Below are 12,346 nucleotides of genomic sequence, written 5' to 3'. Positions count from 1 at the left end.
CGGGAGGCATCAGCCGATGCCGACCAGGACGACGGTGTTCATGCTGAAGTAGTACCGGTCGTCGATCTCCGACGCGTTGGTGGTGTGCAGGCGCTCCACCACGAGGTAGCCGCCGTGCAGGTACAGCTCGCTGAACACGAACCTGTCCTCCGGCCGGATCCGCAGCTCGGTGCTCGACGTGACGGCGCCGGTGACGAGGTTCAGCACCAGGAGCTGGTAGTCGCGGTTGATCAGGTAGACGTTGCGCTGGTCGGCGCCGATCAGGGTGCCGGCGACCTCCGACATCCACAGGCGCTGGCCGGTCGTGCGGGAGAAGGCCCAGATGTAGCCGCCCACGACCTGCTCGGCCAGGACGTCGCCGACCACGACGACCTTGTCCTTGTCGGGCACGGACTCCGGCTTGATGACGTGGTCGGCGCCGAGCGACCAGTACGTCGGGGTGATGCTGCCGACCCCGGAGGCCGCGTCGGCGAAGCTGACCACGTCGCCGGTCGGGGCGGCCTTGAACAGGGCGCAGCCCGAGCGGCCGAGCTCGCAGGACGTCGGCTCCAGGTACCAGTTGGTGACGTTGTCGGGGCCGATCGACGCGCCCGGCGGGCGCCAGGTGGTGAGGAGGGCGCCGGTGCCGGCGTCGTACACCTCGAGGGTGGCGGGCTTGGCGCAGGTGTCCTTCACGAAGTAGGCGTCGAGGCTGGTCCAGTCGACGGCGTGGCAGCCCGGCGTGGCGGCGAAGGAGTGGGTCCAGCGGATCTTGCCGTCGACCGGGTCGATGGCCTGCACGACGTCCTTGCCGGTGGCGATGACGACCTGCTGGTGGTCCAGCGCCGAGGTGGTGACGAAGAGGTCCTCCGGGGCGTACACCGTCTTCGCGCCGGTGCGGCGGCCCTTGAACGTCTCGCCGTCGGCGGGGTCGATGCGCACCTGCCAGACGATGTCGCCCTTCTCGGCGTCGAGGGCGACGATCTCACCGTCGGACCACTTGGTGACGACCACGGACATGCCGACGCCGCTGGCGGGCTTCTCGACGGCGACGACCGAGACGACCTCCGCGGGCCAGCGCCGGTACGCCCAGTGCGGCGTCATCAGCCGCTGCGCGGTCACGGGCGTGTCGGCGAACACCCGGCGCTGCTCGGTGTAGACGCGCAGCCGGCCCTCGACGATCAGCGGGGCGGAGGGCAGCTCGGCGTACTGGATGGCCTCGACCGGCTCGGGCGACGGCACCGGCTTCTTGGCGCTGCTGACCGTCTCGGCGGGCTTGAGGGTGCGGTAGGCGGTGACGCCCATCGCCGCGATGACCACGAGCGCGAGGAGTGCGGTGAGCACCCGGCGCAACGACCGGGGCCAAGTCCGCGGGCGCACGGAGAGACGCCCAGCACCACCGGTCCCCATAACCACCTCCGCGGGGCACCATACCCGGCGATCGTCGCAATCTGCTCACGGTGACCGTCGATCGCCGGGCTTCTCACACCCGCGTCACCACCGTGCCGGTCACTTCACCAAAGCCAACCACAGCCCCACCCCCGCACCACCCGGTGGCGGAAATCGTGACCGTGTCGCCATCCAGCAGAAAGCTACGGGTCGTGCCGTCGTCGAGCCGGACCGGATGTGTGCCGTTCCACGTACGTTCGATGAACGAGCCGGTCTGCTCGGGCATGTCGCCGGAGATGGTGCCCGACGCGTAGAGGTCGCCGGTGCGCGCCCAGGCGCCGTTGGCGGTGAGGTGGGCGAGCTGCTGCGCGGGCGTCCAGTAGATCCCGGCATACGGCGGCTGCGACACGAGCGTCCCGTTCCACCGGATCTCGCAGCGGATGTCGTACGAGTAGCGCTCCGACTCCTCGAGGTAGTGCAGGACGGGCGGGTCCTGGACCACGGCGGCCACCTTGGCGGGCTCGAGCGCGTCCAGCGGCACCACCCACGGCGACACCGACGTGGCGAAGGACTTGCCCAGGAAGGGGCCGAGCGGCTGGTACTCCCACGCCTGGATGTCGCGGGCGGACCAGTCGTTGACCAGCACGGCGCCGAACACGTGCTCGCGGAAGTCGTCGACGGCGATCGCGCCCTTGGACGGCACGCCCACGACGAACCCGAGCTCGGCCTCGACGTCGAGCCGCCGGGACGGGCCGTAGGTGGGGCGGTCCTCGTCGGGCGCCTTGCGCTGCCCGTCGGGGCGCGGGATGTCGGTGCCGGAGACGACGACGGTGCCGGCGCGCCCGTGGTACCCGATGGGCAGCGACTTCCAGTTGGGCAGCAGCGACGGCGAGTCCGGGCGGAAGATCGCGCTGAGGTTGTTGGCGTGCTGCTCGGAGGAGTAGAAGTCGACGTAGTCCGCGACCTCGAACGGCAGCGCGAGCGCGAGGCCGTCCACCGGGTGCAGGTGCTGCTCGATCGTGGTCCTGCCGACGCTCGCGGGCAGGCCCGTGAAGAGGTCGGTGAGCTGGGCGCGGACCCGCTTCCAGGTGGGGCGGCCGGCGGCGAGGAAGCGGTTCAGGTTCGCCGCGCCGGTGAACGCGCCGCCGGCGTCGACCAGGCCCGCCTCCTCGGCGGCGGCGAGGTTGAGGACGAGGTCGCCGGCGCGGACGCCGACCCAGCCGTCACGGGTGGCGCACAGCGGCAGGTTGTGCAGGCCGAAGGGGTCGTCGGCGGCGGGCTGGATCCAGGCGGTCACGCGCGCACCTTTCCGGGCGTCTCGCTCTCGGCGGGCCTCCGGGGGAGGAGGCCCAGGTTGGTCAGGTCGGTGACGGGCTCGTCGACGCTGCAGCTGCCGAAGCCGACCCACAGCGGGCGCGGCCGGTCCAGCGCGTCGCGGACGGGCGTCGCGAGGGGGATCCCGTCGGTGTCGGCGAGGATGCCGGCCAGGTCGGTGGGCTCGGCGCCGGCGTCCGCGGCCAGGCACGCGGCGAGCACGTTGAGGAAGCCGTGGTGGACCAGGCCCGTGTCGGGGTCGGTGTGCCGCACGGCGTGGTGCAGGCCGGCGGTCAGCTTGAACGGCAGCTCCCGGTCCCGGCACGCGCAGATCACGGCGGCGAGCTCGACCGGCGTCGGGAACAGCTCGGCGGCGAGCCCTCCGGTGCGGAACTTCGCGGCGACCGGCAGCCCGCCGTCCCGCAGCCTGGCCAGCTGGTCGAGCGCCAGCATCAGGCCCCAGGCGAGCGGCACCTCGAAGTACCAGGTCCACGGCTTCTCGGCGTGCTTGCGGACCAGGCCGGCGAGCCGGTCGATGCCGGGGGCGGGGTCCTCGCCGCGCTTGGCGACGGGCGACTCGACCTGCCGGACGGTGAGGTTGCCGGGGACCGCCGCGAGGGCCTGCTCCACGGCGGCAGGCTCGCCGACGACGCCGATGTCGACGGTCGCGGCGATCTCGGGCAGGTCGGTGGCGGGGACCAGCAGCGGGCCGATCATCGCCGCCCAGCGCCCGGCGCGGTGGCGGAGGTGGGCCGGGACGGCGTCGGGCAGCGGCATACTCCCCGGCGGGAAGACGGCGGCGTCGTCGACCAGGGCGGTCAGCAGAGGCGGTACTGCGTTTGACACGGCTTCCGAATCTAATGGACGCTATACAGGGCGGACAACTTCGTCCGCTATCCGGACGGGTTCCATTTCTTCCGGGAGGCAGCGGATGCCGTACTACCGTCGCGTGGGCGAGGTTCCACCGAAGCGACACACCCAGTTTCGCCAGCCGGACGGCTCGCTGTTCGCGGAAGAGCTGATGGGCCAGGAGGGTTTTTCGAGCGATTCTTCCCTGCTGTACCACACACATCGACCGACGGCTATTCTATCGGCCACCGCGGTGACGCCGTTCGCGACGACGCGCGCGCCGAACCTGCCGCTCAAGCCGCGCCACTTCCAGACGCACAAGATCGGCGGCGGGCCCTCGGACGCGGTCCTGGGCCGGCAGCACCTGCTGGCCAACGACGACGTGCGGCTGTCGTACGCGATCGCGACGGCGCCGTCCCCGCTGTACCGCAACGCGATCGGCGACGAGTGCCTGTACGTCGAGTCCGGCTCGATGCTGGTCGAGTCGGTGTTCGGCGCGCTGTCGCTGAACGAGGGCGACTACGCGATCATCCCGACGTCGGTGATCCACCGGCTCGTGCCGGTCTCCGACGAGGTCCGGCTGCTGGTGATCGAGGCGTCCGGGCACATCGGGCCGCCCAAGCGCTACCTGTCCCAGCGCGGCCAGTTCCTGGAGCACGCGCCGTACTGTGAGCGCGACCTCCGCGCGCCCACCTCACCCCTGCTGGTGGAGGGCACCGAGGTGCCGGTCCTCGTCCAGCACCGGCGCGGGTGGACCGAGCACGTGTACGCGCACCACCCGTTCGACGTCGCCGGCTGGGACGGCTGCCTCTACCCGTGGGCCTTCTCGATCCACGACTTCGAGCCGATCACCGGCCGGCTGCACCAGCCGCCGCCCGTACACCAGACCTTCGAGGGCCCGAACTTCGTCATCTGCTCGTTCGTGCCACGCAAGGTCGACTACCACCCGCTGTCCATCCCCGTGCCGTACAACCACCACAACGTCGACTCCGACGAGGTTCTCTTCTATACGGGCGGCAACTACGAGGCGCGCCGCGGGTCGGGCATCGTCCAGGGCTCGATCTCGCTGCACCCCAGCGGCTTCACCCACGGCCCGCAGCCGGGCGCGGTCGAGCGGTCCCTCGGCGTGGAGGCGTTCGACGAGCTGGCGGTCATGGTCGACACCTTCCGCCCACTTGACCTGTGCGAGCCCGCCCTGTCCGTCGAAGACACCGCCTACGCCTGGACCTGGGCCCGCACCGCCTGACCCGCAGTCCCACTGGATCCGGTCGCCGCCGGCCGTCGGCCGCACCGACCGGAGATCCACGCCCGCGCCGTCCAACGTGGACGGCAGCGGGGCGGCGGCGGTTGGGTGCGAGTTTCTTGGTCAGTGCTCCACGACCCGGGTGGCGGTCACCCGGCAGACCACCCTCGTCACGCCCGGGACCTTCTCGATCCAGGGTTTGCCGTCGTACGCGCGGCTCAGCTCGTCGATCAGCTCCGGCCCGCCCTCCTCCGTGATGGCGACGGTGCCGCGGAGCTCGACGTGGCGGTACGGGTTGGCGGGGTCGTACACGCAGATCGACACCCGCGGGTCGCGCTCCATGTTGCGGGTCTTGCGGCGGCCGCGGATCGTCGAGAAGACGACGTCGCCGCCGTCGTGCTTGGCCCAGATCACACTGGACTGCGGGGCGCCGTCCGGGTTGATCGTGCTGAGCACCAGGAACGCCCGGCGGTCGAGCAGCTCGCGCAGCATCTCGTTCACGTGTTCACTCCTTCGGTACCGGATAGATCAGCGCTACGGCCGTGGCGGCGAGGCCCTCACCCCGGCCGGTGAAGCCGAGGCCGTCGGTGGTGGTGCCCGACAACCGGACGATCGCCCCGATGGCGGCCTTCAACGTGTCCTCCGCCTCGGCGCGGCGCTTGCCGACCTTGGGCGCGACGCCGATCACCTGCACGGACACGTTGCCGATCTCAAAGCCCGCCGCGCGGACCAGCCGCGCGGTCTCGGCCAGCAGCGCCACCCCCTTCGCGCCGGACCACTCCGGGCGGCCGGTGCCGAAGATCGCCCCGAGATCACCCAGGCCCGCCGCGGACAGCAGCGCGTCGCAGATCGCGTGGGCGGCGACGTCGCCGTCGGAGTGCCCGGCGAGGCCGTCGACCCCGTCCCACTTGAGCCCCGCGACCCAGCACTCGCGCCCCTGCTCGAACGCGTGCACATCCGTCCCGTTGCCGATCAACATCATTTCTGGATCACTTCGGGAGGGTACGACGACCGGTGCATAATCGTGAACTTCCGGTTGCCGGGTCGTCATCAGACTCGGCATCACGGCGTTCCGGGCCTAGGCTAGGTCGGGTGCGCAGCGACCAGACGACCCCGAAAGCCCCACGGCAGTGGTGGCGCACCGGAGCCGCCTTGCGCTTCGGGCTGCTCGCCCTGCTGGTCGCGACGTTGTCGGTGGTGATGCTGATCATCCACCCGGACAAATCGTCGCTGACCCATGCCGTGGGCCCTGACCACCCGTTCGGCCCGGCGATCGCCGTCTTCGGCACCGCCCTGCTGACCACCGCCCTGGTCCCCCGGACCCTCCTCGCCGGCGTCGGCGGCGTCCTGTTCGGCTTCGCCGGCGGCGTCCTGTACATCCTGGCGGGGGTGATCCTCGGCTCGGTCATCGCCCACACGATCGGCCGCCTCCTGGGCCGTGACTTCATGACCCGCTACCTGAGCGGCCGCTTCCTCGCCATCGAGCAGGCCGTCGCCAACCGCGGCATCGTCGCCGTCATCATCTCCCGCATGATCCCGTTCGTGCCGTTCTGCGTGGCCAACTACGTCTTCGGCACCACCCGCGTGCGCCGGTCCGCGTTCATCGCCGGCACCGCCCTCGGCGCCCTGCCCGCCACCATCGCCTACGCCGCCCTCGGCTCGGCCACCGCCCGCGGCGACCACCTGGGCATGTCCATCGCCGGCGTGGCGATCGCGACCCTGGGCATCGGCGGCTCGATCGCCTCCTACCTGGTGTGGCGCCGCCGCCCCCGCAAGCAGGTCACCCCGGTCCCGGCCGCTCTGATCTCGGCCGCCCCGGTCTCGGCCGCCCCGGTCTCCCCGGCCCCCGCCTGACCCGCACTTCCGTCTTCCGCACCGGCCCCGCGGCGCCCACCGCCCGGGGCCGGTTCGTTTGTCCGGAGTCAGGTCCGGCGGCGGGCGAAGGTCTCGATCGCGGTCAGGTCGCTCGGGCGCAGGCCGCGGCGGGGGTGCGGGCGGATCAGCAGGGCGCGGCCGCCGGCGGTCAGGGCCGTCGCCGGGACGGCGGTGTCGTCGGTCCACACCAGGCGGCGGCCGGCGGCGAGGACGCGGCGGGCGGCGGCGAGCTTCAAGGCGTCGGTCGACAAGGCCCCGGCCAGCTCGGCGGGGCTGAGCGCCCGGCCGAGCTCCGGCAGCCCGAACAGCCGCTCCAGCGCGCCGGCGTCCGGGCACCAGGTGGAGCACCAGCGGAGTTCGACCAGGCCCGCGTCGTACAGGCGGCGCATCCTCGCGATGAGTGCGGGCGCCCACCGGATCGGCCAGTCGACGCCGTCGGAGTGGGCGACGCCGCGGCGCAGGTCGGGGCCCCAGAGCGGGCGGCGGGTGTTGATGACCCCGTCGACGTCCACGAGCCAGACCGGCGGGCGGGGCATAGCGTCAGAACAGCAGCTCGGCGATGGCCAGGTCGAACGGCCGGGTGATCTTCATGGCCGCCTCGGAGCCCGGGACCGTGTGGACGGGCACGCCGATCTTCTCCGCCATGCCGGCGTCGTCGGTGTGCTCGTCGACGGCGGCGGCGTGGGCGCTGGTCAGGACGTCGCGGCGGAAGCCCTGGGGGGTCTGCACGGCGCGGAGCACCGAGCGGTCGACGGTGCCGACCACGATGCCGGAATTGTCGACCTCTTTGATGGTGTCGACCACTGGGAGAACGGGTATGACGGCGCCGTGCCCCCCTCGCACCGCGTCGGCGACCGTCTCCACCAGCTCCGGTGGGGTCAGTGCGCGCGCCGCGTCGTGGACGAGCACGATGCCGAACTCCGCGGGGACGGCGGCCAGCGCGGCGGCGACCGACGCCTGCCGGGTCGCCCCACCGGGCACCACGAGCAGCAGCGGCGACTCACTGGAAGCTTCCAGCGTGTGCTCAGCCGCACCACAGGTCTCACTGGCGACAATTGGCGCACTGGTCACAGTACGAGCGACCAGTGGACTGAGCAGCGCGGTGACGTCGTCGACGGCGTCGGAAGGAGCGGCCACGACGATGCAGCCGACGCTCGGGGCGGCTGCCACCCGGCGAACGGCGTGGACGAGCAGCGGCTCCCCTCGCAGGAGCCGCAGTGCCTTCGGCGCGCCGGGGCCGAGTCGGACCCCCATGCCCGCAGCAGGCACGAGGACCGCGACGTCACCACGCACGCATGGGTGCGCCGTCACGTCGCGGTCCTCGGTCTCAGTGATAGCCGGGCTGAGATGTCAGGCCTCGGTCAGCACCTTGTCCAGCAGCGTCTCGGCTTCATCCTTGGTGCTCTTCTCAGCGAGCGCCACCTCACCGACCAGGATGTCCCGCGCCTTGGCCAGCATGCGCTTCTCGCCGGCCGACAAACCACGCTCCCGGTCACGGCGCCACAGGTCACGAACGACCTCTGCGACCTTGAGCGGATTGCCGGAGGCCAACTTCTCCAGATTCGCCTTGTAACGCCGCGACCAGTTGGTCGGCTCCTCGGTGTGCGGAGCGCGGAGGACGTCGAAGACCTTGGTCAGGCCTTCCTCGCCAACCACCTCGCGCACGCCGACGATCTCGGCGTTTTCGGCGGGCACCCGCACCGTCAAGTCACCCTGAGCGACCCTGAGGACGAGATACTGCTTCTCCTCGCCCCTGACGACCCGAGTCTCGATTGCCTCGATGAGTGCGGCCCCGTGGTGGGGGTAGACAACGGTCTCGCCGACACTGAAAACCATAGGTTCGAAACCCCTTTCGCTGTGTCTAGGGTAACACGGTCACGCGCTGTCGTCCCACCCCAGAGAGCAGCATTCGCGCAGGTCAGAACACATGTGAGTCCCCTTTCTCCCGCTTGACATGAATCGTGGAACCTGCTGCGTAACGGATCAACAACCCTGGGCACACGCAAATGCGCTGCCTGCGGGACATTTCCGATTGATTGCCACGAGTGCGTACAGATGCGTCAGGGGGCCGTTCCTACACCACTCTCCGTGATGCCACCAGCGGCGGAGCGTGGGAAACTCCCCATACATCTCGATGGGTGGCTCCTCTGGCGCCGACGCGTCGGGTGAGGGAAAGTTAAGGCAGGTGCGAGGAGAACAGCGATGGGCACGCTGCGGGGCGACAACGGCGGTGGTGAGCGACCACAAGATGGTGGTGGCCTCCCCGACCTGCCCCCTGAGTGGGGCACGATCATCATTCCGGACGATGCGGCCGCGCTCGATGATGAAGGCTCATCGATCCGCCGACAATTCCGCCGTGCCGCAATCCGTCGCCGCTGGCGGCGCCGGCTGCATCTGAAGCCCGAGCCGGTCCGGCGGGCCGGAGACGATTCTCCGGGGCTCGCGGTGCCGCTGCTGATCATGTCGATCGCCGTCATCGCGACGTTGGTGAGTCTGTTCGCCGTCGCGTGGCCGCGGCGAAATCCCAACGGCACGCCGCTGGTGACGCCGCCGTCACCGCCCGCCGCGGTGAAGCTGTCCGGGCACAGCCTGTTCGACGCCGAGGGTGTCGCGGTGCCGCTGCGTGAGCTGACTCCGGCCGTTGTGCTGCTCGTCGAAGGCTGCACCTGCGCGGACCTCATCACGGGCACGGTCGACGCGGTCGCGGCGAGCAAGGCACCGTCGACCTCCGTCGTCGTGGTCGGGGTGCGGGTCCCGACGCTGCCCGCGGGCCTGAACGACAAGGTGAAGGTGCGGGCGCTCGCCGACCCGAACAGCTCCATACGCGCGGCGGTGCCGTTCCTCGCCGCGAGCCGCACCACGGCTGCCCTGCTGGTGGCCGCCGACGGCACCGTGATCAGGTCGGTCAGCTCCGTGACGTCGGCGACGAGCTTCGACTCGGAGCTGAGCAACCTGGCCTCCGCGGCCCCGGCACCGACGGCCTGACCAAACAAGCGGCAGCCGCGATCGCCTGACCGACTGGGCAGACGTCAGAGGCCGCGCAGGAGCGTCCCGTACAGCGTGAGCCCGGGGCCGAACGCGAGCGCGACGGTGTTCCTCGGTGGACCGGAGGCGCGGCGGCGCAGCGCGTCGATGATGAGCAGGACGGTCGGCGACGAGCAGTTGCCGTGCTCGGCGAGGGTGTCGCGGGACTCGGCCAGCGCGGACTCCGGCAGCGCGAGCTGGTCCCGCACCACGTCCAGGATGCGCGGGCCGCCCGGGTGCACCGCCCAGCCGTCCACGTCGGCGAGGGTCAGGCCGTGCCTGGCGAGGAGGTCACCGACCAGGTCGGCGACGTAGACGGCCAGGACGTCGGGCACCTTCGGCGACAGCCCCATCCGGAAGCCGAGGTCCGTGACGTCCCAGGTCATGTGGTCCGCCGTCGCGGTGTCGGTCACGGCGGCGATCTCGGCGACCTCCTGCCCGGCCCGCGGAACCAGTACCACTGCCGCCGCCGCATCCGAGAACAGCGCGTGCGCCACGATCTGCTGGGGATCCTCGCTGGGCGGCTGGACGTGCAGGCTGGTCAGCTCGAGGCAGAGCAGCACCGCGGGCCGGCCGCGGGCGGCCACGAAGTCGGTCGCGGCGCCGAGCCCGGGCAGCGCGGCGTAGCAGCCCATGTGCCCGATGAAGAGCCGCTGGGTCGTCGGCGCCATGCCCAGGTCGCGGGCGAGGAGGATGTCGAGGCCGGGGGTGGCGTATCCGGTGCAGGAGCACACCACGAACAGCCCGATCTCGTCCGGCCGCAGCCCGGCGGCGTCGAGCGCGCTCGTGACGGCGTCCTTGCCCAGGGGCAGCGCCTCGGTCAGGTAGCGGCTCATGCGCTTGGCGGTCGACCAGCCCGACGCGTCCTCGATCATCGGATTGACCGCGCCGTGCCGGCTGACCACGCCGGAGTTGGTGAAGATCCGCTTCGCCAACCCCTTGCGGGGGCCGCTGTAGTGCCGCTCGAAGAAGCCCGTCCACACCTCGTCCTGGCGCATCGGGCCGGGGAATGTCACACCCATGCCTGCGATCGCGGCACCTGTCACTGGGTCCCCTTTCTGCCGCGCCCCTGATAGAGGATCGCGGTGGTGAACGTCGGCACGATCGGCACAGCGTTGCGGCGGGTGACGAGCCATCGGGTGAGCGCGGGCAGCGTCGGCCGGACGCCCCGCACGTCCAGTGGCACGCCGTGACGCGCGCACTCGGCGCGCAGCTTCTTCGGGGAGACGAACAGGGCGGGGTCGTGGATGCCGCGCACCGCCGGGATGAACGCCTCGGCCATCCGTACCGCGACCAGCCGCGACACGGCGGTGTCGGCGAGCGTGTCGAGGACCAGCCAGCCCCCGGGCCGCAGCACGCGGCACGCCTCGGCGATCACGGCCGGCCAGTCCGGGACATGCTCCAGCAGTTCACCCGCGCTCACCACGTCGGCGGTACCGTCGGGGAAAGGCAGCCGCCGCGCGTCCGCCAGCACGGGCAGGACGCCGTGGTCCGCGGCCTGCTCCAGCCCGGACACGACCACGTCGACGCCGACGTGCCGGTAGCCCTTACCGGCGATGTGCGGGGCGAGCAGCCCGCCGCCGCACCCCAGGTCGATGAGCACGGCGCCGTCGCGCTCCGCCGGCGGGATCAGCCGGGCGCGGGCCCGGGCCAGCCAGTACAGCATCGACAGCGGCGAACCGGGACGCCACCACTCGCCGGCCAGGTCGTCATACTGACCAGGGTCGTTACGCGCCCGGCGCGTCGATCGCATGGATCGAGCCTGACACGGAACCCCTCTGACAGCCACACTTGCCGAATGTCCGTTGCTCGCGCGATTATGCGCACCAGCCACCCGGAGCCGGCGGTGGCGGTCACCGCCGTCGCGGCGCTGCTGTCCTTCGGACTCGGAAGACCCTGGCCGGGTGTGGTCGCCGCGGCTGCGACGGTACTGGCGAGCCAGCTCTCCATCGGTTGGGTCAACGACGCGCTGGACGCTCCGCGGGACGCCTCGGTGGGCCGGACTGACAAGCCGGTCGCCGCCGGGGTGGTTTCCCGCCGGTTGATCTTCTCACTCGGCGCCGCGGCCGGTTTGCTCGTGCTGCCGCTGGGCCTGCTGTCCGGTGTCACCGCCGGACTCATCGCCTTTGCCGCACTCTGTTCGGCGCTGCTCTACGACTGGCCGCTGAAGGCCACGCCGGTATCGGTGCTGCCCTATGCGGTGTCGTTCGCGTGCCTGCCGGCGTTCGTCGTGCTCGGCGCCGGGCTGCGCCCGCCGGCGTGGCTGCTGCTCGCCGGAGGCCTGCTCGGTGCGGGCGCGCACTTCGTCAACACCCTGCCCGACCTGGACGACGACCTCCGCACCGGCGTCCGGGGCCTGCCGCACCTGCTCGGCCGGCGCGGCTCGCTCGCCGCCGCGGCCGTGCTGCTGCTGCTCGCCACCGTGTTCCTGGCGTTCGGGCCGCCGGGGCCGCCTCCGCTGCTGTTCTGGCCGACCCTCGCGGTCGCCCTGATCGCGCTGTCTTTCGGCGTGTACGCCATGCGCCGCGACCCCACCTCCCGCGTACCCTTCCTGTCGGTCATCGCCGTGGCGTTGATCGATGTGATATTCCTGCTGGTCAGCGGCCTGAACCTGGATTGATCGGTGCAGTGTCAGGGTGCGCGTAATCGGCCGATCAACGGCATCTAGGCTGT

14 protein-coding genes are annotated in these 12,346 nt (G+C 71.4%); 4 read left to right on the top strand and 10 right to left on the bottom strand.

Annotated features, from left to right (window positions below; genetic code table 11):
• Positions 1-9: 9 nt before the first annotated feature.
• From ACFY3L_RS29040 to ACFY3L_RS29030, 3 genes are all read right to left on the bottom strand, one after another.
• Complete coding sequence (locus ACFY3L_RS29040; RefSeq protein ID WP_389330697.1) at positions 10-1,323, bottom strand: PQQ-binding-like beta-propeller repeat protein; 1,314 nt, start codon at positions 1,321-1,323, stop codon at positions 10-12.
• A gap of 139 nt (positions 1,324-1,462) precedes the next feature.
• Complete coding sequence (gene fahA, locus ACFY3L_RS29035) at positions 1,463-2,665, bottom strand: fumarylacetoacetase (RefSeq protein WP_389330694.1); 1,203 nt, start codon at positions 2,663-2,665, stop codon at positions 1,463-1,465.
• Complete coding sequence (locus ACFY3L_RS29030) at positions 2,662-3,528, bottom strand: hypothetical protein (protein WP_389330691.1); 867 nt, start codon at positions 3,526-3,528, stop codon at positions 2,662-2,664. The genes fahA and ACFY3L_RS29030 overlap by 4 nt, the downstream gene beginning before the upstream one ends.
• An 85-nt stretch (positions 3,529-3,613) precedes the next feature.
• Here ACFY3L_RS29030 and ACFY3L_RS29025 point away from each other — a divergent pair, with 85 nt between their 5' ends.
• Complete coding sequence (locus ACFY3L_RS29025; RefSeq protein ID WP_389330688.1) at positions 3,614-4,777, top strand: homogentisate 1,2-dioxygenase; 1,164 nt, start codon at positions 3,614-3,616, stop codon at positions 4,775-4,777.
• A 120-nt stretch (positions 4,778-4,897) separates the two neighbouring features.
• On the opposite strand, the gene ACFY3L_RS29020 is transcribed toward ACFY3L_RS29025, so the two are convergent.
• The gene (locus ACFY3L_RS29020; protein ID WP_389331396.1) at positions 4,898-5,266 is read right to left on the bottom strand and encodes a PPOX class F420-dependent oxidoreductase; all 369 of its coding nucleotides are present in this window, start codon (positions 5,264-5,266) and stop codon (positions 4,898-4,900) included.
• A 13-nt stretch (positions 5,267-5,279) separates the two neighbouring features.
• Complete coding sequence (ispF, locus tag ACFY3L_RS29015) at positions 5,280-5,756, bottom strand: 2-C-methyl-D-erythritol 2,4-cyclodiphosphate synthase (RefSeq protein WP_389330685.1); 477 nt, start codon at positions 5,754-5,756, stop codon at positions 5,280-5,282.
• Positions 5,757-5,866: 110 nt separating this feature from the next.
• Between ispF and ACFY3L_RS29010 the strand changes: the two genes are divergently transcribed.
• Complete coding sequence (locus ACFY3L_RS29010) at positions 5,867-6,628, top strand: TVP38/TMEM64 family protein (protein ID WP_389330682.1); 762 nt, start codon at positions 5,867-5,869, stop codon at positions 6,626-6,628.
• Positions 6,629-6,696: 68 nt separating this feature from the next.
• On the opposite strand, the gene ACFY3L_RS29005 is transcribed toward ACFY3L_RS29010, so the two are convergent.
• The 3 genes from ACFY3L_RS29005 to ACFY3L_RS28995 are packed head-to-tail and all read right to left on the bottom strand — an operon-like array spanning position 6,697 to position 8,485.
• Positions 6,697-7,185 (bottom strand): hypothetical protein, encoded by a 489-nt coding sequence (locus ACFY3L_RS29005; protein WP_389330679.1) that lies wholly within the window; start codon positions 7,183-7,185, stop codon positions 6,697-6,699.
• Between the two features lie 4 nt (positions 7,186-7,189).
• The gene (gene ispD, locus ACFY3L_RS29000) at positions 7,190-7,960 is read right to left on the bottom strand and encodes a 2-C-methyl-D-erythritol 4-phosphate cytidylyltransferase (RefSeq protein ID WP_389330676.1); all 771 of its coding nucleotides are present in this window, start codon (positions 7,958-7,960) and stop codon (positions 7,190-7,192) included.
• Positions 7,961-7,999: 39 nt separating this feature from the next.
• The gene (locus ACFY3L_RS28995; RefSeq protein ID WP_033363204.1) at positions 8,000-8,485 is read right to left on the bottom strand and encodes a CarD family transcriptional regulator; all 486 of its coding nucleotides are present in this window, start codon (positions 8,483-8,485) and stop codon (positions 8,000-8,002) included.
• 366 nt (positions 8,486-8,851) lie between these two features.
• Here ACFY3L_RS28995 and ACFY3L_RS28990 point away from each other — a divergent pair, with 366 nt between their 5' ends.
• Positions 8,852-9,634 carry a hypothetical protein gene (locus tag ACFY3L_RS28990; RefSeq protein WP_389330673.1) on the top strand — a complete coding sequence of 261 codons (783 nt, stop codon included), beginning with the start codon at positions 8,852-8,854 and terminating at the stop codon, positions 9,632-9,634.
• 44 nt (positions 9,635-9,678) lie between these two features.
• Here ACFY3L_RS28990 and ACFY3L_RS28985 read toward each other — a convergent pair whose 3' ends face one another.
• Positions 9,679-10,695 (bottom strand): type III polyketide synthase, encoded by a 1,017-nt coding sequence (locus ACFY3L_RS28985; protein WP_389330670.1) that lies wholly within the window; start codon positions 10,693-10,695, stop codon positions 9,679-9,681.
• Between the two features lie 20 nt (positions 10,696-10,715).
• Complete coding sequence (locus ACFY3L_RS28980; protein WP_389330667.1) at positions 10,716-11,426, bottom strand: methyltransferase domain-containing protein; 711 nt, start codon at positions 11,424-11,426, stop codon at positions 10,716-10,718.
• 45 nt (positions 11,427-11,471) lie between these two features.
• Here ACFY3L_RS28980 and ACFY3L_RS28975 point away from each other — a divergent pair, with 45 nt between their 5' ends.
• Entirely contained in the window at positions 11,472-12,293 is an 822-nt protein-coding gene (locus ACFY3L_RS28975; protein ID WP_389330664.1) for a UbiA family prenyltransferase, read from the top strand.
• Positions 12,294-12,346: the final 53 nt, after the last annotated feature.

The sequence above is a fragment of the Dactylosporangium sp. NPDC000521 genome (assembly GCF_042898305.1).
Classification (GTDB): domain Bacteria; phylum Actinomycetota; class Actinomycetes; order Mycobacteriales; family Micromonosporaceae; genus Dactylosporangium.
Note: the sequence above shows the minus strand (reverse complement) of the source record. Positions and strands in the feature narration are given on the sequence as shown.

Bases quoted from the DNA above. Each gene is read 5' to 3' on its own strand.
- ACFY3L_RS29025 (WP_389330688.1), top strand. From the start codon at position 3,614: ATGCCGTACTACCGTCGCGTGGGCGAGGTTCCACCGAAGCGACACACC.
- ispF (WP_389330685.1), bottom strand. From the start codon at position 5,756: ATGATGTTGATCGGCAACGGGACGGATGTGCACGCGTTCGAGCAGGGG.
- ACFY3L_RS29020 (WP_389331396.1), bottom strand. From the start codon at position 5,266: ATGCTGCGCGAGCTGCTCGACCGCCGGGCGTTCCTGGTGCTCAGCACG.
- ACFY3L_RS28975 (WP_389330664.1), top strand. From the start codon at position 11,472: ATGTCCGTTGCTCGCGCGATTATGCGCACCAGCCACCCGGAGCCGGCG.
- ACFY3L_RS28980 (WP_389330667.1), bottom strand. From the start codon at position 11,426: ATGCGATCGACGCGCCGGGCGCGTAACGACCCTGGTCAGTATGACGAC.
- ACFY3L_RS28995 (WP_033363204.1), bottom strand. From the start codon at position 8,485: ATGGTTTTCAGTGTCGGCGAGACCGTTGTCTACCCCCACCACGGGGCC.
- ACFY3L_RS28990 (WP_389330673.1), top strand. From the start codon at position 8,852: ATGGGCACGCTGCGGGGCGACAACGGCGGTGGTGAGCGACCACAAGAT.
- ACFY3L_RS29005 (WP_389330679.1), bottom strand. From the start codon at position 7,185: ATGCCCCGCCCGCCGGTCTGGCTCGTGGACGTCGACGGGGTCATCAAC.
- ACFY3L_RS28985 (WP_389330670.1), bottom strand. From the start codon at position 10,695: ATGGGTGTGACATTCCCCGGCCCGATGCGCCAGGACGAGGTGTGGACG.